The following is a 20,351-nucleotide window of genomic DNA, read 5'->3' on the forward strand; positions in this document are numbered from 1 at the left end:
TGACCGGCCATCCCAAAACACCGGCGGCTAGCGCCTTGCCGCTCACGGACCAGCCGCCCCGCGAGTTGGATAGGATCGAATCGGGCTTTGTGAGCCGCAAGGCGCTAGCCGCGGGTTCTTCTGGGACCGGCCATCCCAAAACACCGGCGGCTAGCGACTTGCCGCTCACGGACCAGCCGCCCCGCGAGTTGGATAAGATCGAATCGGGCTTTGTGAGCCGCAAGGCGCTAGCCGCGGGTTCTTCTGTCGGCGTGACGGATCGGATCGTCGCCATGATCGGAGAGCTTTCGCAATGAGTTTTCCGGCTTACGACGAGTACGAAGCAAGTGGCGTTTTATCATTAGGATTGATACCGAAGCATTGGACGTTGAAGTCGTCGGCAATGTCGTCAGAGAGAATCGCGGTCGGCCTCGCAACTTCGGTCACTGCGCATTACCGAGATACCGGTGTTCCAATCATCCGAAGCATGAATATCAAAGAAGGGTATTTTGACGATTCGGACATGCTTTACCTCGATGAAGAATTTGCGGACTCACTGGCCAGTAAGGTCGTCTACGGTGGGGACGTTATTGCGGTACACACCGGATCGAACCTTGGACTGGCCTGTGTAGTGCCTGATGCTTACGATCAATGCCACACGTTTACGACGTTAATCGTTTCGCCCAAAAGCGACTTATTAAACGACTATTTCACGTACTGCATGAACTCTGCCCACGGTAAGTCCGAGGTAAACAGGCTCAAGTTCGGATTTGGAAAAGACAACCTTAACGTTAGGGATTTCAAATCTTTTAATACGCTACTTCCGCCCTTCGCCGAACAACAGGCGAACTCGTCGTTCCTCGATGTGGAAACGTCGAAGATCGACGGTTTGGTGTCGGAGCAGCGTCGTTTGATTGAGTTGCTGAAGGAAAAGCGTCAGGCGGTCATCAGTCACGCGGTCACTAAAGGCCTCTGCCCCAACGCCCCCATGAAACCCTCCGGCATCCAATGGCTCGGCGATGTCCCGCAACACTGGGAGGTGGTGAAACTAAAGCGGGTTGCTCGCGTCAATACCGGAGTTGCGAAAGGTAAAGACCACGCAAGCAAGAAAACGATCAACGTCCCGTATCTTCGGGTTGCCAATGTTCAGGACGGTTATCTGGATTTGGAAACCGTCACAACTATCGACATTCTGGAACACGAACTCGAACGGTACAGACTCGTGGCGGGCGATGTCTTGATGAACGAAGGCGGAGACTTTGACAAACTTGGCCGGGGGCACATTTGGGATGGACAGATTGATCCCTGCATCACACAGAACCACGTCTTTGCTGTTCGCCCAACCGCAGTGAAGTCTCGATGGCTCAGTCGAATTACAAGTTCCGACTATGCCCAGTTTTGTTTCATGACACGATCAAACCAGAGCACGAATCTCGCGTCGATTTCCTCGACGAACCTGATGAAATTGCCCGTCATTCTTCCACCGGAAGACGAGCAAAACGAAATCCTTGACTTCATCCGAGACTCAACTGATCAGTTCGACGGCTTGCTGGCGGAAGCCGAACGAGCCATCGAACTTCTCGGGGAACGCCGCACCGCCCTCATCTACGCAGCCGTCACCGGCAAGATCGACGTGCGAGAATTTGCTCATCAGGAGACGCTATGAACGTACACCACAAACTTAATGAATTTGGCAAAGAGCCCGAGGTAATAATTCACACTTTGCGTGTCGTACTGGTCAGAGGCATGTACTGCGAAGGCGATTGGATGGCTGACATTGAGTTGCCGAGTTCCTCCACGCTCGAAGAACTGCACCTAGCCACGCGAACGGCAGTCGGATTTGATGATGACCATTGTTATTGCTTCTTTGTCGCCAGAACGGACCGAAGTCGTGATCGAGTCTATTTCGATGATGAAGACGGATTGATATTTACAAAGACGCTGGAAGACTTGTTTCCGCTGCAACCAAAGAAATCGTTGTTCTACCTCTTTGATTTTGGCGACAATTGGATATTCAAGATTTCCAAGTCGCGAAAGGCTCCTCACGATCCCGTGGATGGTGTTACTTACCCAAACGTTGTAAATGAGACTGGAACCAAACCAACTCAGTACCCGACCTTCGATGAGGACGACGAGTGAATCGCATTGTAGATCATCATCCAAAATGCCCGTCTGCCCACGACTCCGCCGCCGTCACCGACAAGGTCGACGTTCGAGAATTCGCACCGCAAGGAGCCAACGCATGAAACCCTATGTTCCCGATTCACTGCCGCTTGACTGCCTCGACGTCGGGCGACTGATCCGCCGGGTTGGTACCGCTAACGCCGCCATCGCTCGCTACGACGGCTTGCTGCAAAGCGTGGTGAATCCTGCCGTCGTGCTTTCGCCTCTGACCCAACGTGAAGCAGTGCTGTCATCGCGGATCGAAGGTACCCAAGCAACCGTCGATGAGGTGCTAGAGTACGAGGCCGGCATCGAGTTCGATCCTGAGAAGACGCACGATATCAAGGAGGTGGTGAACTATCGCAAGACGCTCACGCTTGCATCGGAGTCACTCGCCGATCGAGCCATTACGTTGTCGTTGATCAAACAAATGCACGCGATCTTGATGGACAGTGTTCGCGGGGCAGAAAAGTCACCGGGGCAATTTCGGATCGAACAGAACTGGATCGGGTCCGGCGATAGCACGATCGATACGGCAAAGTTCGTTCCGCCAGACCCGCTGCAATTGCCAAACCACTTGGAAGCGTTCGAGCGGTACATCAGCGGTGAGGACATCGATACGTTGATTCAATGTGCGGTCGTCCACGCCCAGTTCGAGATTTTGCACCCGTTCAAAGATGGCAACGGTCGAATCGGTCGATTGCTGATACCGTTGTTCCTGTTCCAGAAGCGGACATTGGCAAGCCCGATGTTCTATTTGAGCGAGTACCTTGAAGAGAACCGGGAACGCTATTACCAGCGGTTGCGGGCGATCGGCAGCGAGGGCGGATGGACCGCTTGGGTCGAGTTCTTCTTGCAGGCCATCGAGCATCAGGCACTCGCCAATACTGAGCGGGTGAAGGGGATTTTGAGCCTGTACAACGAAATGAAGACTCGGGTCAGCGAGATAACGCATTCTCAGCATTCACCGGCTATTTTGGACGCAATCTTTGACCGACCGATTTTCCAGACAGCCGACTTCATCGAGCGGTCCCAAATCCCTAAGCCCACGGCGGCGACGGTGCTGAAAAAGCTGAAGGACGCGGGGATTTTGACGGCAGTTCGGGAGGCAAGTGGCAGCCGACCGGCTGTGCTGGCATTTGGCAAACTGGTCAATCAAGCTGAGGGCCGCAAGGTTCTGTGACCTTTTTGTGGCTCGTGGACGATCCACAAAATCGCTTGTGGATCGTATTTCTCGTTTGACGAGACACAAATGGATTCGTGTCTTGTGGACGAGACACAAAAGAACCCCCGCAAAAGAGGGGTCTTGTGTATTGATTTGACCGAGAATTTAGGAATTAGGCCATGAGCCTGCACAACGAAATCAATTTTGAAACCTAAATCTGCCAGCATTTGGCCTCCAATGGCTGGTTGTATGCTGAAAAAGATGCGGCGGACTACGATCGGCAATTGGCCCTGTCTCCCGCCGATGTACTGGCGTGGGTGCAGGCGACCCAGCCCGATGCGTGGGATGTGTTGGTCAAGAATCACGGTGCTGGTGCCGGTCAGACGCTACTAAGCCGACTGCGGGCTTCGATCAACCAGACTGGCACGCTGCATGTTTTGCGGCAAGGATTCGATGTGCTGGGGGTGCGTGCGAAGGTCAAGATGGCTCAGTTCAAGCCAGCGTTGGCGATGAACCCGGATATCATGCAGCGATATGCCGCCAATCGGCTGCGTGTTGTTCGGCAAGTCCACTATTCGGTGCACAACGAACTGAACATCGATCTGGTGCTGTTCTTGAACGGGATACCAGTCGCCACGGTGGAACTGAAAACCGATTTCACTCAAAGCATTGATGACGCGGTGGACCAATACCGTTTTGATCGCATCCCCAACCCCAAGGGGCAAGACTGCGAACCGCTACTGACCTTCCCCAGTGGTGCGCTAGTGCATTTCGCGGTCAGTAGCAGCGAAGTGAGGATGACAACTCGGTTGGCGGGACCGAAAACGAACTTCTTGCCGTTTAACAAAGGCGATAACGGTGCAGCTGGCAACCCACTGAACCCCAATGGTCACAAGACCGCCTACCTTTGGGAAGCTGTTTGGCAGCGGGATAGTTGGCTAGACATTCTTGGTCGCTACTTGATCGCCGAACGCGACGATAAGAAGAACATCAAGGCGATCATCTTTCCCCGTTTCCATCAGCTTGATGTGACGCGCGACTTGCTGTCTACCGTTTTGGATGAGGGGCCAGGGCACAAATACTTGATCCAACATTCCGCTGGCTCTGGCAAAACCAAATCGATTGCTTGGACGGCGCACTTTCTGAGTGATTTGCATGATGACAACGACGAGAAGGTGTTCGATTCGGTGATCGTTGTGTCGGATCGGAATGTGATCGATGGGCAATTGAGCGAAGCGATCGAGGGGATGCAGCGGAATAAGGGTGTCGTCGCAACGATCAAAGGGAAGAGTGGTAGCAAGAGTGCTGAATTGGCCGAAGCCTTGTCGGGTGACAAGAAGATCGTTGTTTGCACGATTCAGACGTTTCCGTTTGCACTCGAAACGGTTCGTGAATTGGCGGCGACGGATGGGAAGCGGTTTGCCGTGATTGCCGATGAAGCCCACAGTTCGCAAACCGGGGAAGCTGCTGCGAAGCTGAAAGCGGTCCTCTCGGCCGACGAACTGAAAGAATTTGAAGACGGTTGCGAGATCAGTAGTGAAGACATCTTGGTCGCTCAGATGGCAGCCAAAGCTAATGACGCTGGCATTACTTACATCGCGTTCACTGCAACACCCAAAGCCAAGACTCTGGAGAACTTTGGCCGTGTTCCTGATCCCAGCAAGCCCAAGGGCAAAGACAATCTGCCGGCACCGTTCCATGTCTACTCGATGCGGCAGGCGATCGAAGAGGAGTTTATCCTCGATGTGCTGCAAAACTACACCACCTACAAGTTGGCCTTCAAGTTGGCGACGGGCGGCAAAGAACTGCCAAAGAAACAAGTTGAACACAGCGAGGCGATGAAGGGGATCATGCGATGGGTGCGACTGCATCCATTCAACATCTCGCAAAAGGTTCAAATCGTTGTCGAGCATTTTCGTGAAATGGTTGTGCCATTGCTGGGCGGCAAGGCGAAGGCGATGGTCGTCACGGGAAGCCGTATCGAAGCGGTGCGTTGGCAGTTGGCGATTAATAAGTACATCACCAACATGGGCTACCCAATCAAGACATTGGTAGCGTTTTCGGGTGAAGTCAACGACAAGGAGTCGGGGCCAGAACCGTTCAAGGAAACCAGTGCTACGATGAATCCAAACTTGAGGGGCCGCGAGATCAGCGAAGCCTTCAAGGGGGACGAGTATCAAGTGCTGCTGGTGGCGAACAAGTTTCAAACGGGATTCGATCAGCCATTGTTGTGTGCGATGTACGTCGACAAGCGGCTCGCAGGTATCCAGGCGGTGCAAACTTTGTCACGGTTGAATCGTTGCCACCCTGGGAGGGACACGAACGGAGCCGACTTGTCGCCCAACACGGCCGGTCAGCATATTAAGCGTTGTCGGCAAATGATGAAGCAGGCAATAGACGACCGGCTGATTGAGACAAATCCGTTCAAGGGCATCAAAATCGACTTGCGATCCGATACTTCCAAGAACCGCTATATCGACGACATCAAAGCGGTAGCGATCATCGAGGCTTGTCCCGATCAAGAGTGGCGGACGCTATATGCATTGGCCCGATACGGTGGCCTTCGCTGTCCGTCCGAGGTGCTTCGCCTGCGGTGGTCCGACATTCAATGGGACAAAGGACGCTTCAAAGTGACTGCCCCGAAAACCGAGCGATACGGCAAGGGGCAGCGGATTGTGCCGCTGTGGCCCGAATTGCGGGCGGAACTGGACGACTTGTCATCGCTTGCTCAACCCGGCATTGAGTGCCCGACCAATGCTTTCGTGATCCAACGATACCGCGATAGCGAAGCGAACTTGCGCACCACGTTCAACAAAATCGTAGAACGGGCTGGGCTTGCCGCTTTTCCGAAACCGTTCATGGACCTGCGAGCGAGCCGCCGAACGGAACTGGAGCGAACTGGGCGATTTGCGAACCATGTCCTAAATGATTGGTTCGGGCATTCAGGGGCGATTGCTGAGACGCACTACTTACAGACAACGGAGGCGGACTTCTCTGAGGCAGGATTCATTGCCCCGCTGACCGATCCCGAGGGGCAATTGGAGGGGCAAAGTCGTTTGGAGGGGCAATCCGAAGGGCAAGCAGTAGGGCAGCAGGATTCCCCACAACCAATCAAGACACAAAAAAAGCCCGGGAAAACCGGGCGATTGATGGTTGCTAGTGGCTGTGGGAGCGCGCAAAAATACACCCCAGAGGATTCGAACCTCTAACCTTCGGTTCCGTAGACCGATGCTCTATCCAATTGAGCTAGGGGTGCGGATGATGCTGTGACCATCACTTTTGAAAGAGCGGATTTTATTGACCTCGGTTCACTCTCGCAAGCCCTCTCCCTCGATTGATTGCCGCTATTCAGTTTGATCGACTGCGTATTGGGTTAATTCTTCTAATGAGGCGAATTCTAACGCGCTGATGTGTGTCGATTCGAGCACCACAGGCGGAGCTTTTCCGGCATCGTAGGCCTCTTTCCACCTCGCTGCACATAAACACCATCGGTCGCCTGGCTTCAATCCAGGAAAACGGAAAACTTGGTTAGGCGTGCTCAGATCGTTCCCTTTCTCTTTCGAAAATGCCAAAAATGCTTCCGTCATTTCGGTACATACCACGTGGACTCCTGCGTCGGATCCCCCCGTATTGCAGCATCCGTCGCGGTAAAAACCGGTCATCGGGTCAGTACTGCACGATTGGAGGTCCGTGCCAAGGACGTTTTTCGCAGCCATTCTATTCACTCGCTCGCAGGGGGATTTCTGTCCGCAGCTATGATCTGCCGGAACTGTCGGGAAATGACTCGATCTTGCAATGGGATCCTACCAAATAGTGTACCTTTAGGCGAGCAACTTTGGGAGATAATGGGATCGTCAATGGCGTGTTGCCGCCCGGCGAATGACTTGGCGACTTCCGACGATTTCCCTAAACTCCCTATTACCACGATCTCCTTATTCTTCCTGGACCCTGAAGCACTGTCATGGACGCGATTCTCAAAGGTTTGACCGAACCGCAAACCGAAGCAGTCACTCACCTCGATGGTCCACTGCTGATTCTTGCTGGCCCCGGCTCTGGGAAGACTCGCGTGGTCACTCACCGAATCGCTCACATGATCTCGCAGGGGATCCCCGCTTCGCAAATCGCAGCGTTGACGTTTACCAATAAAGCGGCCGAAGAAATGCGGGCCCGCGTCGAGAATCTGGCCCCCGGCAAAGCAGTTTGGATGGGGACGTTCCATCGTTTCTGTGCCCAATTGTTACGCCGCTACGCCTCGATGGTCGGTTTGTCCGAAAACTATTCCATCTACGATACGTCGGATTCCAAGCAGGCCATGAAACGCGCGATCGAAGTCGCGAAGATCTCGACCTCTCACACCTCGCCGGAACAAATCGCGTCGACGATCAGTAACGCGAAGAATCGTTTGGTAACACCCGAGATGATGCTCTCTGGCGCGAAGCATTCGGGACCAACGATGGCTGCACGCGTTTATCCAGTTTACCAACAACAACTCTTAACGGCGAACGCCGTCGACTTCGACGATCTGCTTTTTCATATCGCTTTGCTGTTGAAAGAGAATCCGGATCTGCGGAGCGAACTGGATAGTCGGTTTCGCTACATTTTGGTCGATGAGTACCAAGATACGAATTTGGCTCAATACGCGATCGTTCGCGCCTTGTCGATCGACCATCCAAACTTGTCCGTGACCGGCGATCCGGACCAATCGATTTATGGTTGGCGCGGTGCGGACATCAATAACATTTTGGATTTCGAGAAGGACTATCCTGCGGTCAAAACGGTGCGGCTTGAACAGAACTACCGCAGCACGCCGAATATTTTGCGTGCAGCCGATCAATTGATTCGCAATAATCGTCGTCGCAAACACAAGGAGTTGTTTACTCATAACGACGAAGGCGACCCCGTCGTGCTCCGTATTTATGAAAACGGATACCAGGAAGCGGACGGAATTGCAGACGAAATTTCCGATGCGATTCAGGTCGAAGGACTGCGCCCTCGCGATTTCGCAATCCTCTACCGAATGAATGCGCTTTCACGATCGGTTGAACATTCGATGCGTCGCCGCCGATTGGCCTACCAAATCATCAATGGGTTGGAGTTCTATCAACGCAAAGAAATCAAGGACTTGTTGGCCTATCTGCATTTGATCAACAACCCGAAACACGATGTAGCGTTTCAGCGAATCGTGAACACGCCCACGCGTGCGATCGGTGCCAAAACGGTGAAACGGCTTCGCGAGTACGCGGACCGGCATCACATTCCAATGCTCGAAGCCGCCCGCAATGTGGACGCCGTCGAGGGATTGGCGAAACGATCCGCCACGGCGGTGAAGAAGTTCGTAGAGATGTATGAGCGCATGGCGATCAAGGCAACTGCGACGCTCGAGGATTTGCTGAGGTATGTGGTCGACGAGACGAAGTACGAGGCGTATTTACTCCGTAGCGTCGTCGATCAACAAGACAGCAGTGCGGTGGCGAACGTGGACGAATTCATCACGGCGGCGGTCGAGTTCGATCGGTATCATCCAGATGATGGCTCGTTGGAGTTGTTTTTAGAACAAGCGGCATTAGTGGCCGACACCGATGCGTTTGAAGACACCAGTGACCGAGTGACGTTGATGACACTGCATGCCGCGAAGGGATTGGAATTTCCACGAGTGTTTATCATTGGGGTGGAAGACGGTTTGCTGCCTCATTCGCGTTCAAAGGATACCGATTCGGGGTTTGAGGAAGAACGGCGATTGTTGTTCGTGGGGATCACGCGAGGCAAAGAGCGTTTGCAATTGAGTTGTTGCAAGACACGGAATTTCCGAGGCGAGTCGCGACCGGCGATCTCGAGCCCGTTCTTTAACGAGTTGCCGCTCGGCGAGATGAAGAAGATTGAGAGCGAACGTTCGCTCGATTTCTTCGATGACGACGCTTACGACGACTCGTACCCCGAATCATGGGATTTACCGGACGAGGACACTGCCAATGACGAGACGCCCACCGATCAGGGTGGTGCGGGCGGCAATGGCTTCGTCAAAGAAAAAAAGGAGAAGCCGATGTTTGATGAGGCTTGCCAATTGCCAGAGGAGGAATTGAAGGAAATCGTTCAGCGAAAGAAGAAGGCGAAGCAACCGGTTGCGGGAATTCAAACCGCAGCGGATTTATTGTCTTCGGGGCCAGTGACACCGCTGACGGCTTACCGCGAGGGAACTCAGGTGCGACATGATGAATATGGCGACGGGATGATTGTTTCGGTGACGGGTCGCGGGCCAAAGCGAACAGCAACCATTCGGTTTGATGATGGCGAACGCAATTTCCGATTAGCCTTTGCACAATTAGAAGTGATTGATGGATGATCCGTTGGTGACTAGGCTTTAGCCGCTTTGACGCAGTGGTCGGCTGAAGCCTGGACACCAACGTTGCTCTTGGTCGGCTGAAGCCTGGACGCTAGCCGATTCTGCAACGCCTGGGATGGACGGCTGAAGCCTGGACACCAACGTTGCTCTTGGTCGGCTGAAGCCTGGACACCAACGTTGCTCTGAAGCGGCTGAAGCCTGGACACCAACGTTGCTCGTGGACGGCTGAAGCCTGGACGCTAGCGGGTCCTGCAAACTTCGGTTTTCGGTGCGGCTTGAAACCATTCATGTTATGATCGTGTGGTTACCAAAGACTATGGAAAATCACCACTCTTATCGACCTTGGATGAAATGCGTTTTACTTGCCGCGGCGGTTTACAACGTCGTCTGGGGTGGTTGGGTTGTATTTTTTCCGAACCATCTGTTTTTCCTCTCTGGCATTGATCCGCCGCGATATCCCGGAATTTGGCAATGCGTGGGAATGATTGTTGGCGTCTATGGAATCGGTTACGCAATCGCGGCGTTGGATCCGCTGAGGCATTGGCCGATCGTGCTTGTTGGAATGCTTGGCAAAGTGTTTGGCCCAATTGGCATGGTGCATCATTTGCTGATGGGGGATGCGGATGCGTCTGGACGCTTGCCGGCCAATTGGCTTTGGCTCAATCTATCCAATGATGTGATTTGGTGGATTCCTTTTGCAATTATCTTGTACGCTGCGTTTCGCAAGTGGAGTGCACCGACAAGCGAACAGCAATTCACGAATATTGCCGACGCGAATGCGGCATTTAAGTCTCAGCATGGACAGACGCTATCGGAATTGAACCATGATCAAAACGTCTTTTTGCTGTTCTTGCGACATGCGGGGTGTACGTTCTGTCGTGAGGCAATGGCGGATTTGTCGGCGCGGCGAGAGGAGGTGGAAAAGGAAGCCAAAATCGTTTTGGTTTCGATGATCCCCGAGACGAAGAGCGACGAAATAGCCGAATCACAACACTACTTCGACCGTTACTCGCTAGGCGATGTCGATCGGATCAGTGACCCAGATTGCCAATTGTATCGGGCTTACGAGTTACAGCGTGGCCGTGCAAGTCAAGTGATGGGTCCGGCGGTTTGGTGGCGTGGGTTTGTCGCAGCAATCTTGAAGCGACATGCGGTCGGCATGTTGTCTGGTGACGGTTTTCAAATGGCGGGCGCTTTCCTGATTCGAAATGACAAAATCGTCCGAGCGTTTCGACATCGTACTTCCGCCGATCGGCCCGATTATTGCGAATTGGTGTCCGCTGACAATCGCCATTGAACGCCCTCGTCTAACATCGACTGGACTCGCGATTCAATTTCTCCGGTAACCCGAGTGGTTTGACCTTTGTCTTTGCGATCGCCGGAGACTTCCACTGGATCACCGAACTGGACACGAACGCTCCGTTCGGCCTTAATCGATGCCGTAGGTTGGCGCAGAATGTCTTCTTCGAATTTATCGAGCGTTTCAGCCATTCGTTCGATTGTGGGTTTTGCTTTGACATAGTCGCCTGGATAACTGAACGATTGGACGACGAGGAACAGGTCTTCCAAATCATCATCTAGCTTGTGTTTGAGTTTGTTGGCAGTTTCGGGCGTCGATTCGCCGTCTTGAATTTTCGCGATAATGGTTCGCCGCGCCGCTTTGACACGTTCTGGTACGGAACCTGTAGAGGTTTCGATTCCGTGCCTCGATTCGACTTGCGACAAGATATGGTCGCCGAGAATTCGAATTCGGTCGGGAAGCGGGCCGGATCCAGCTTGCTCGAAATACTCAAGCTCCTTTACCGCCAACAAGGTTTCGGCGAAGTGATAGATGCGTTCATCAAGTGGTCGGCCGGTTCGCCGACGCCATAGAATGGATTCTTCGAGTTGCCCCATGGTCTCGGTCAGCTGTTCGGTCGGGTCTTCGTCATAGCGATAGGTGATCGCGCACGGGATACAAACGATTTTGCGTTTTGCTTTTCTCGCCGCTGCAACGGCGATCGCTGAGGCTCCGTCACGAAAGGGAGTCACTCGATCGTTGCAATGGTAAATCTCGCCTTCCGGGAATAGGACCAGTGGTTGTTTCTTGTCCTGTAAAATGCCAGTTGCCAAGCGAAAGGCGCCGATGTCATTTGCTTCGCGATCGACGCTGAAGCACCCATGGCGACGTAGCAGTTGCTGAGTGAGCCATGGTTTTCCGTCAAAAACGTGCCATGTTGCCATCACAAACAACGCCGTGCCAATCGAGTCGGCGGCTGCATAGATAGTGAATGGATCCGCGTGGCTACTGTGGTTCGGCATCAGCAACACACCACAATCGTCCTCCAATGCATCGCGAACGATTTGCTCGCCAACGATTCGCGTGTTTCGGATACGAAGCTCCGACCATTGGCGTTTTTGTCGAAGTGGTGCGAGAAGGTTCACCAACCATGGATTTAACTTGGGTGTCCATACATTGGGCGCGAAACGCATTCGGTAACGATTCATTTGTCAATAAATCTTTCAAACTGGAACGATCGGCAAGTTCGTTTTCGGCTGGCAAAACATGAGACCGTTGCCCATGGTACAGTAGAGATAGTTGACCCGAGGGCGCAAGCTTTGTTTTTTTGTGGCGACAAGCCACTTGTGCCAGGTATCGTAAAGGGGTGTTTTAGCAAAAATCCAGTACTGATGCCTTAGCGAATAACTTAGTTCCTTTTCTAAACACGGTCTCATGCTGAAATTGGACTATTCCCTTTTCATCTTGGTGGTAATTGCGACTGCGGTATTCACCGTTTTGCTGTTGCGGTATTGCAAAAAGCTTCATGCAAGTTTCATCGTCGGAGCCGTATTGCTTCTGCTGACGCTGCCAGTGGGGTGGATTTTAGTGGAACATGCCGAACGAGGTGAACGGCAAAAATGGATCGCACTGGTCCAAGGGCTCGCTCCGACGTATTCGTTGGAAATTGGACGTCTAGGGCATTCGCAGCTCGATGCAACCACATCCCCTGATGATCCCATTTACCTTTCGATTATCGACGCCCAAAAACGATGGCTGGCGGTCAACCGCACGATTGCGGATATCTACACGTTTCGTCCGACCAAAGATCCAACCCTGTTTCAATTTATCGTCGACTCTGAAACGGATTACGACGGAAATGGTGAGTACGAAGGGGACCGTGAATCGAGAACGCCGATAGGGGAAACTTGGGAAAACGATCATGTGGTCGCGATCAATAAAGCCCTCAGTGGCCATCCGATTGTCTTTGACGACCAACCGATCACGGATCGATGGGGAACATGGGTGTCGGCATATTCACCGATCTTTAATGAGTCTAGACAAGTGGACGCGGTTGTCGGCGTTGACTTTTACGCATCTGCTTGGAACGCATCGATTGCCGAAGCGCGTTGGGCTGGGATCGCTCGGGTTGCGGAGTTGGCGACGCTCATTATCGCAGCATTTTCGGTGATCTCGGTTTTACTAACGACGCTCCAAGAACGAAAAAAGACTGCGGTCGAGCTCACCGTCGCGCGCCAATCAGCGGAAAGATCAGCAAGATTGGCTTTCGACGCTTCCGAAGCGAAGAGCCGCTTCCTGGCAAACATGAGCCACGAAATTCGCACGCCGATGAACGGAGTGATCGGGATGACGGAATTGCTATTGCGAACGCCGCTCAATGAGGAGCAACGCGATTACCAAAAACTCGTTCTCTCCTCAGCTCACGCTTTGCTTGATCTGTTAAACGACATTCTCGACTTTTCGAAGATTGAAGCTGGTAAATTGGATCTAGAACGACTGCCGGTCATGATCACCGATTTGCTCGAGGAGACAGTCGGGGCCATGAAAGTACGAGCCGAGAAAAGTGGTCTATCGTTGTGGGTGTCGATCGATGACGACGTGCAGCCGTACGTGATAACGGACCCCACACGTCTTCGCCAAGTGATCGTGAATCTGATCGCGAACGCAATAAAATTCACGCCTGAAGGTAGCATCGAAGTGAAGGTCGCTGTGGAAGAAGATACGGACAAAATTCAGCGATTGCGATTTTCGGTGGTCGATACGGGGATTGGAATATCACCACAGCAACGTGAGTCCATTTTCCAGGCGTTTAATCAAGCTGATTCGTCGACAACCCGAAATTTTGGCGGTACTGGATTGGGACTGAGTATCAGCGCGATGTTGGTGGCTTTGATGGAGGGGAAAATTGGGGTGGAAAGCGAAATCGGAATCGGCAGCACATTCCACTTTACGATTCCCGTTACCAAGACGACGGCCGCTGACTTCCGTCGTAATGCAGAGTCGGAGATCGCTGAATCTGGTCCGCAGGTCGCTGCAAGTCCACGGCGGATTCTGTTAGTCGAAGACGTAAAGGTGAACCAACAGGTCGCGATCAATTTGCTCGAAAAGCGTGGCCATCATGTGACGCTTGCCAGCAACGGACGCGAGGCGGTCGAGCAGTTCGAATCCGACAAGTTCGATATTGTGTTGATGGATGTGCAAATGCCCAAGATGGATGGTTTTGAGGCAACCAAAGCGATTCGAAAAATCGAGGGTGAACACGCCTCAGCGGAGCGGACTGAAATCGTTGCAATGACGGCGCACGCGATGACCGGGGACAAAGAGCGATGTTTGGCCGCGGGTATGGACGGCTATCTAGCGAAACCGTTTAAACCGAGCGAGTTATTTGCGGCCGTGGAAGGAGGCACAATTGCATTCAACGAGCAAGAGCAAGCAACGGGTGGCCGAACGGATATCGACGGGCGGCTATACAATTATGATGAGATGCTGAAGAACACCGGAGCCGATGAGGAGCTTGCGAAGCAGTTGATTGAAATGTTTGCTAAAGAGTCAGTGAAGCAATTGCGTGAAATCGAATCGGCGGTCCAGCAACGCGATGCGGCTAAACTGCAAGCCACAGCCCATACGTTAAAAGGTTCCGTCGCGATCTTCGGAGCGAAATCGTGTGCCGCATCCGCATTGCGGGTCGAACAGTTGGGTAAGTCAAACCAATTCGATGAGGCCGACGCAGAGTTTGAAGACTTGCGACAAGGGATTGAAGCCTTGAGGCACCAATTACTGAATGATATCCGCTAGAATTATCCTCTATGAGAATCCTAATCGCCGACGATAATCCGATGTGGATAAAGGTACTCCAAACCAATACGGCTGCATGGGGGTTCCAGCCAGTATGCGCCAACGATGGCGAAGAAGCCTTGGAGATCATCGCACGGAGTGATTCGCCGCGCATCGCGATTCTCGATTGGCAGATGCCGAAAGTGGAGGGGATCGAAGTTTGTCGTCGGATTAAGAGTGACGCCGAGCGGCCGTACACTTATGTCGTTCTGCTCACTAGCCGCGATTCGAAAGAGGACATCGTTTCAGGGCTGGACGCTGGCGCCGACGACTACCTGACCAAGCCCGTCGATTTGGATGTCTTGAAGTTGCGGCTTAGCGCTGCCCGTCGAATCGTCGAAGCGATACCGCCAAAGGGTTGGTCGCGTCCGCGTGTCGATGGATACGAAGTAAAACACGTGCTCGGACGCGGCGCCTTTTCGACGGTATGGGAAGCGGTGCATGTTGCCAGCGGCCGACCGACCGCGCTTAAGATTTTGCGAGTCGACTTAGCGTCCGAAAAGGTGTTCGAACGGTTTGCGAGAGAAATCCGAGTGATGCAGGAACTCGATCATCCCTATTTGGCAAAGATCTACGACAGCCGGATTGATAGTTCCATGGGCTACTACGCGATGGATTTGATTCGCGGTGGAACGCTGTACCAGTACATTCATGATCACAAGCTGCCAGCAGTTCGGATCATTCGAATGATCGCCCAGGTTTGCGAGGGGCTACAACACGCACATGACCGCGGGATTGTTCACCGCGACATGAAGCTCTCCAACGTGATGGTCACCAAGTCAGGAATGCCCAAAGTGGTGGATTTTGGGTTGGGCAAATCGATGTTTAAGACGCCCAAAGAGGATCTGCTACAAACGCTCGATGGTTCTGTGATTGGCACGCCGCTATTCATGTCGCCCGAACAAGCACGAGGCGAAGCCAACTCGCTTGACCAGCGAAGCGATATCTATTCGACAGCAATACTTTTGTACATATTGCTGTTGAAGAAGCATCCGCATGCAATCTCGCCGCAAAATCGCGAAGCGACGATTAAAGAAATTGCACATGGACCGGTGCGACCGCCCAGGGAGGTGAAAGCGAACTTTAGCTCTGCATTAGAGCGAATCTTGCTCAAAGCGCTACATCCGTTGCGCGAGGAACGATATCAGCGGGCGGGCGACTTCGCCGCGGATTTAAATGAATTTCTTGAGCAAAGGGCCAATCGAGACTCTGGATATGCCAAACGCCAAGGTGCGAAACCGGAAAAAGCAGAGTAACCGGGGACTCTTTTAGAAGTTTTGACTACAAAGTGACCAGTGGGTATCTTTCTTTGGTGTGGCAAAATGTCTAAGTTGTCCGCAATATCTGCCAACCAAAAGTACAGCTAGTTAAACTACTAGGCTCTAATAATCCTTCCTAAATACCATTTCATAGCCAAAGGCCTACCTCTATGACCGGATTCCCCGACATAAACAAAATCGCTTACGAAGGACCGCAATCAGACAACCCGTTGGCGTTCCGTTGGTACAACGAGGACGAAGTCGTCGAAGGAAAGACGATGAAGGAACATCTCCGTTTCACCGTATGCTATTGGCACACCTTTCGAGGGACCGGTGGTGATCCGTTCGGTGGCGGAACCATGCAACGTCCTTGGGATGACGGTAGCGAATCGATTGAAAACGCTTGTAACCGTGCAAAGGTTGCCTTTGAGTTTTTTGAAAAGCTCGGTGTGCCCTATTACGCGTTTCACGATCGCGATGTCGCGCCCGAAGGTGCAACTCTTTCGGAATCAAACGCCAACTTGGACAAGGTTGTTGATGTCTTAGACGCCGAACAACAGCGTTCGGGCGTCAAGTTGCTATGGGGAACTGCGAATATGTTTAGCAACCCGCGGTTCATGCATGGTGCGGCGACAACTTGCAATGCCGACGTGTACGCCTATGCGGCTGCACAAGTAAAAAAGGCGCTCGAAGTCACCCACCGTCTCGGCGGCGAAAACTATGTTTTCTGGGGTGGCCGCGAAGGCTACCAGAACCTTTACAACACCGACATGAAACGCGAACTCGATCATTTGGGCGCATTCTTTCACATGGCGGTTGATTATGCGAAAGAGATTGGATTCAAAGGCCAATTCTTGATCGAACCAAAACCGAAGGAACCGACCAAGCATCAATATGACTCCGACGCCGCGGCATGCTTGAACTTCCTGCGTGCCTACGATTTGATGGACCACTTCAAGTTGAATATTGAAACCAACCATGCGACGTTGGCTGGTCACACCATGATGCATGAATTGGAATACGCCGGGATGCAAGGTGCGCTCGGGTCGATCGATGCAAACACGGGCGACTTGTTACTTGGCTGGGACACAGACCAATTCCCAACCGACTATTACTTGACCACGCAAACGATGTTGGTGCTGTTAAAGTACGGATTGACGCCCGGTGGTGTGAACTTTGATGCCAAGGTGAAACGGGAAAGCTTTGAGCCAATTGATTTGTTTCACGCTCACATCGGTGGAATGGACGCGTTCGCTCGCGGCTTGAAAGTGGCTGCGGCGATCCGAGCCGATAATGCCATCGATGGGTTCGTGGCGGATCGGTACAGCAGTTTCGATTCGGGAATTGGTGCTAAGATCGAATCGGGAAGTGTAAACCTCAAAGACCTCGAAGCTTACATTCTTGACAAAGGCGAAGCCGTCCCCAACGCAAGTGGACGCCAAGAGATGTTGGAAAACATCGTCAACCGATATTTGGATCGGACCTAGGCTTGTCCGGACCACGAAGAAGTGGTCATCGCAAACTTCGTGAACAGCGATCCCATTGGGATCGCTATTTTGACATAGGTGCGAAGTGGTTGCGTCATGGAAGCAAGGGCATCACTTTGCCCATCGCACCACTGTTTGCCCAGCGCACCACTATCACCGTTGCCCTCTTCACCCGATCGATCGACCACGACGTCGTCGTTCGTGTAGCGATACAAGAAGTACGATAGGAATCACGTACTTTCGCAAAATGACACACGACGCCGTGTGTATCAACGCCGTGTGTATCAACGCCGTGTGTATTGAACAAAGCTAAACGAGACAGTCGGAATCGTCTCGCTTAAGCCTGGAAGTTGTTCTCAATTTGGGCGTTTTTGATCACAATCGAAATGCCATCGCGAACTTGCAGTGGTGAATCTTCACCTTTGTCGATATCCCCAGCAGCGTTTGTAATTTTGACGTTTTCACCGATACGACAATTCTTGTCCAAGATCGCACTACTGATGTAGCTGTTACTACCGATTCCGATCGGTAAAACGCCTTCGGGGCGTACTTCATCGTCGGCTTGGATTTTGTCGGCCCCCATCACGACCGAGTCTTTGATCGTGACATTGTCGCCAATCACCGTTCGCAAACCGATCACACTGTTTTCGATCGTGACGTTGTTGCCAATGCGGCAACCATCCGCAATCAAGCTGCCTTTGATATTCGATTCGCCCATAATGGTTGGCGGCAAGAAACGTGGCCGGCTGAAGATCGGTGCATGCGGGTTGCGAATGTCAAACGGTGGGTGCGACCCCGCCAAACTGAGGTTGGCTTCGTAAAACGCGCGAATGGTTCCGATGTCTTCCCAATAGCCATCGAACAAATGGACCTGAACCTTATGCGATTTGATCGCTTCGGGAAAAATGCCTTTGCCGTAGTCCTCGTGAGTCGTGCTTTTCAACAAATCGACCATCACGTCTTTATTAAAAATGTACAAACCCATACTGGCTAAACAATCGCGTCCCTTGCTTGGCACTCCATGAGCGTCGATCCATGCGGGGTCCATTCGAACCGTGGCAAGTTGTTCTTCGGTTTGTGGTTTTTCGACGAATCCACGCACACGCCCTTCGTCGTCCACTTGCATAATCCCGAGGGAAGAGGCGTCTTTGCGCGAAACCGGAATTCCGGCGATCGTGGCGTCGGCCCCCGAGTTGATGTGGGTTTCCATCATCTCGCGAAAATCCATCCGATAAAGTTGGTCACCCGAGAGGATCAAGACATGTTCAATCCAACTTTCTTCGAGATGGACCAAATTTTTTCGCACCGCATCAGCGGTTCCTTGATACCAATCGGTTCCCTTCTCGACAGTTTGCTGTGCAGCAAGCAGTTCCACAAACCCGCCACTGAAATGGTCGAAATGGTAGGTTTGCCGCAGGTGGCGATGCAGACTTTCCGAAAGGAATTGGGTGAGCACGTAGACCCGATTCAAGTTACTGTTGATACAGTTGCTGATGGGAATGTCGATCAAACGATACTTTGCCGCCAGCGGTACGGCCGGCTTTGCACGGATCTTTGTGAGCGGAAACAAACGGGTGCCGCGACCACCACCAAGAATTAACGCGATTGTATTATTCAGATTCATGATGCAATCATCAGGTGAGGAAAAGGGAATGTGACTCGACAAAGATCCAACGTTACCGAATGGAACCTACATCTTACCGGTTATCACTGCTTTGGGTTGTAACCCCGCCAATGCTGGTCGGAAAGATGGTGTGACAATAGTTTACCAATACTTCTCGAAACGAATCGATCCTGGCCCCTCATAACCGTGTTCGTCTTGAAATCCTGCCTGCTTTAGCAGAGGCAACATTCCCGGCACTTTGGGCGGTTCGGTTCCGGGTGCGACATAGCCGATCATCGCGGGATTGCCGCAAAGATAAACGTGCGATCGCTTTGGATCGAGTGGGTCTTCGGCATCGGCACCAAGTTGGCCCGAGACGAATAGGTTTTGCAGGTGTTGTTTGCCGACATATTGCGGATGTTTCGGGTCGATGTTTTCAGGATCCCGTGTTGAATAGGTCAAATAACGGTATTGAGGATACTGTTCCATCAGGAGAGCGTGTTCGGCAACGTAAGCCAAATCAACGCGGTTTCGCACGCAAGTCACATTGATGATTCGGCCACGATGTCCGCGATTGAGCAGTTCCGCTGCCATTGCGTTGTGGGGCGCCTCTCCCGTTCCCGTGCTAAGCATCAAAATCGTATCGTCCGGCTCGACGCTACCAATTGTGTAGTGCCCGACGATTTTCTTGCCAATCAAAATCCGATCGCCAACCGAGCGACCGAACAATCGTGGCGTTACCACCGGCGGTGGTTCACCGTGGGTGCCAGCTTGTCGCACCAAAACAACATAGAACTCGAGATAATCGACCGAATTGACCGGCTGCAACTTTCCGGTTTCATCGATAATCGGGCAAGAAATCGAATACGCGCGTTGGATAGCTTTTGACCAATCCTTTTCGGTCAACTGTTCGTCCTGAGTCCCCTCGACACGCGTTTCCCAGTTGCCGATCCCAAGGCTAACGAATTGGCCTGGTTCAAAGGGAGCAAACGGCTTGTCGGGGCGAATACGGAATCGAGCCAAGTCGCCGTGCGTATCGATTCGGTCGACGATCGTCGCGTTGTAGTACTTCTGCTTCAGCGCGTTGACCTGGTCGTCATCTAACGGCATTGTTTCAACGATCTCGCTCAATGCTTCGCTCCTGCCACTTGTGATAGAGGCTTCTGGTGAAAAAAGTGATTTGATGAGAAGAAACTTCGGGTTTGACGCCACTTTCGGCGGCGCAAAGTCAGGCAAGTTTCA

The 20,351-nt window shown here is 52.5% G+C and carries 14 protein-coding genes, 1 tRNA gene and 1 pseudogene; 10 read left to right on the plus strand and 6 right to left on the minus strand.

Annotation, left to right across the window (positions count from 1 at the left end; genetic code table 11):
• The 5 genes and pseudogenes from CA13_RS27095 to CA13_RS27115 form a co-directional block, all read left to right on the plus strand.
• Window positions 1–296 (plus strand): annotated as a pseudogene (locus CA13_RS27095) (hypothetical protein); the annotation flags it as partial.
• The gene (locus CA13_RS27100) at window positions 293–1,645 is read left to right on the plus strand and encodes a restriction endonuclease subunit S (RefSeq protein WP_146402038.1); all 1,353 of its coding nucleotides are present in this window, start codon (window positions 293–295) and stop codon (window positions 1,643–1,645) included. The pseudogene CA13_RS27095 and the gene CA13_RS27100, both read left to right, overlap by 4 nt.
• Window positions 1,642–2,118: an IS1096 element passenger TnpR family protein gene (locus CA13_RS27105; protein ID WP_146402040.1), complete on the plus strand. Its 477-nt coding sequence runs from the start codon at window positions 1,642–1,644 to the stop codon at window positions 2,116–2,118. The genes CA13_RS27100 and CA13_RS27105 overlap by 4 nt, the downstream gene beginning before the upstream one ends.
• Window positions 2,119–2,221: 103 nt before the next feature.
• Window positions 2,222–3,325, plus strand: coding sequence for a Fic family protein (locus tag CA13_RS27110; protein WP_146402042.1), 1,104 nt, complete (start codon window positions 2,222–2,224; stop codon window positions 3,323–3,325).
• Window positions 3,326–3,552: 227 nt separating this feature from the next.
• On the plus strand, window positions 3,553–6,516 hold the full coding sequence (locus CA13_RS27115) for a type I restriction endonuclease (protein ID WP_473087492.1): 2,964 nt from the start codon (window positions 3,553–3,555) through the stop codon (window positions 6,514–6,516).
• On the opposite strand, the gene CA13_RS27120 is transcribed toward CA13_RS27115, so the two are convergent.
• Both CA13_RS27120 and CA13_RS27125 read right to left on the minus strand, forming a co-directional pair.
• Window positions 6,490–6,563, minus strand: a tRNA-Arg gene (locus tag CA13_RS27120). The genes CA13_RS27115 and CA13_RS27120 overlap by 27 nt on opposite strands.
• A gap of 88 nt (window positions 6,564–6,651) precedes the next feature.
• Window positions 6,652–7,023: a DUF2237 family protein gene (locus CA13_RS27125; protein WP_146402044.1), complete on the minus strand. Its 372-nt coding sequence runs from the start codon at window positions 7,021–7,023 to the stop codon at window positions 6,652–6,654.
• Window positions 7,024–7,268: 245 nt separating this feature from the next.
• Here CA13_RS27125 and CA13_RS27130 point away from each other — a divergent pair, with 245 nt between their 5' ends.
• Together CA13_RS27130 and CA13_RS35740 are read left to right on the plus strand one after the other, a co-directional pair.
• Complete coding sequence (locus CA13_RS27130) at window positions 7,269–9,647, plus strand: ATP-dependent helicase (protein ID WP_146402046.1); 2,379 nt, start codon at window positions 7,269–7,271, stop codon at window positions 9,645–9,647.
• A gap of 346 nt (window positions 9,648–9,993) precedes the next feature.
• Window positions 9,994–10,944, plus strand: coding sequence for a peroxiredoxin-like family protein (locus CA13_RS35740; protein WP_419194890.1), 951 nt, complete (start codon window positions 9,994–9,996; stop codon window positions 10,942–10,944).
• Here CA13_RS35740 and CA13_RS27140 read toward each other — a convergent pair.
• Window positions 10,908–12,134 carry a 1-acyl-sn-glycerol-3-phosphate acyltransferase gene (locus CA13_RS27140; protein WP_146402048.1) on the minus strand — a complete coding sequence of 409 codons (1,227 nt, stop codon included), beginning with the start codon at window positions 12,132–12,134 and terminating at the stop codon, window positions 10,908–10,910. The two genes, CA13_RS35740 and CA13_RS27140, sit on opposite strands and share 37 nt — an antisense overlap.
• 226 nt (window positions 12,135–12,360) lie before the next feature.
• On the opposite strand from CA13_RS27140, the gene CA13_RS27145 reads away from it, so the two are divergent.
• The 3 genes from CA13_RS27145 (at window position 12,361) to xylA (ending at window position 17,506) form a co-directional block, all read left to right on the plus strand.
• Complete coding sequence (locus CA13_RS27145; RefSeq protein ID WP_146402050.1) at window positions 12,361–14,721, plus strand: ATP-binding protein; 2,361 nt, start codon at window positions 12,361–12,363, stop codon at window positions 14,719–14,721.
• 11 nt (window positions 14,722–14,732) lie between these two features.
• A complete protein-coding gene (locus tag CA13_RS27150; RefSeq protein ID WP_146402052.1) occupies window positions 14,733–16,016 on the plus strand; it encodes a protein kinase domain-containing protein in 1,284 nt (427 codons plus the stop codon).
• 173 nt (window positions 16,017–16,189) lie between these two features.
• On the plus strand, window positions 16,190–17,506 hold the full coding sequence (gene xylA, locus CA13_RS27155) for a xylose isomerase (protein WP_146402054.1): 1,317 nt from the start codon (window positions 16,190–16,192) through the stop codon (window positions 17,504–17,506).
• Here xylA and CA13_RS27160 read toward each other — a convergent pair.
• The 3 genes from CA13_RS27160 to CA13_RS27170 form a co-directional block, all read right to left on the minus strand.
• Window positions 17,503–17,694, minus strand: coding sequence for a hypothetical protein (locus CA13_RS27160; protein ID WP_146402056.1), 192 nt, complete (start codon window positions 17,692–17,694; stop codon window positions 17,503–17,505). The two genes, xylA and CA13_RS27160, sit on opposite strands and share 4 nt — an antisense overlap.
• 149 nt (window positions 17,695–17,843) lie before the next feature.
• Window positions 17,844–19,130: a glucose-1-phosphate adenylyltransferase gene (locus CA13_RS27165; RefSeq protein WP_146402058.1), complete on the minus strand. Its 1,287-nt coding sequence runs from the start codon at window positions 19,128–19,130 to the stop codon at window positions 17,844–17,846.
• Window positions 19,131–19,271: 141 nt separating this feature from the next.
• A complete protein-coding gene (locus CA13_RS27170; protein WP_419194891.1) occupies window positions 19,272–20,240 on the minus strand; it encodes a ferredoxin--NADP reductase in 969 nt (322 codons plus the stop codon).
• Window positions 20,241–20,351: the final 111 nt, after the last annotated feature.

This window comes from Novipirellula herctigrandis (assembly GCA_007859835.1).
Classification (GTDB): Bacteria; Planctomycetota; Planctomycetia; order Pirellulales; family Pirellulaceae; genus Novipirellula_A; species Novipirellula_A herctigrandis.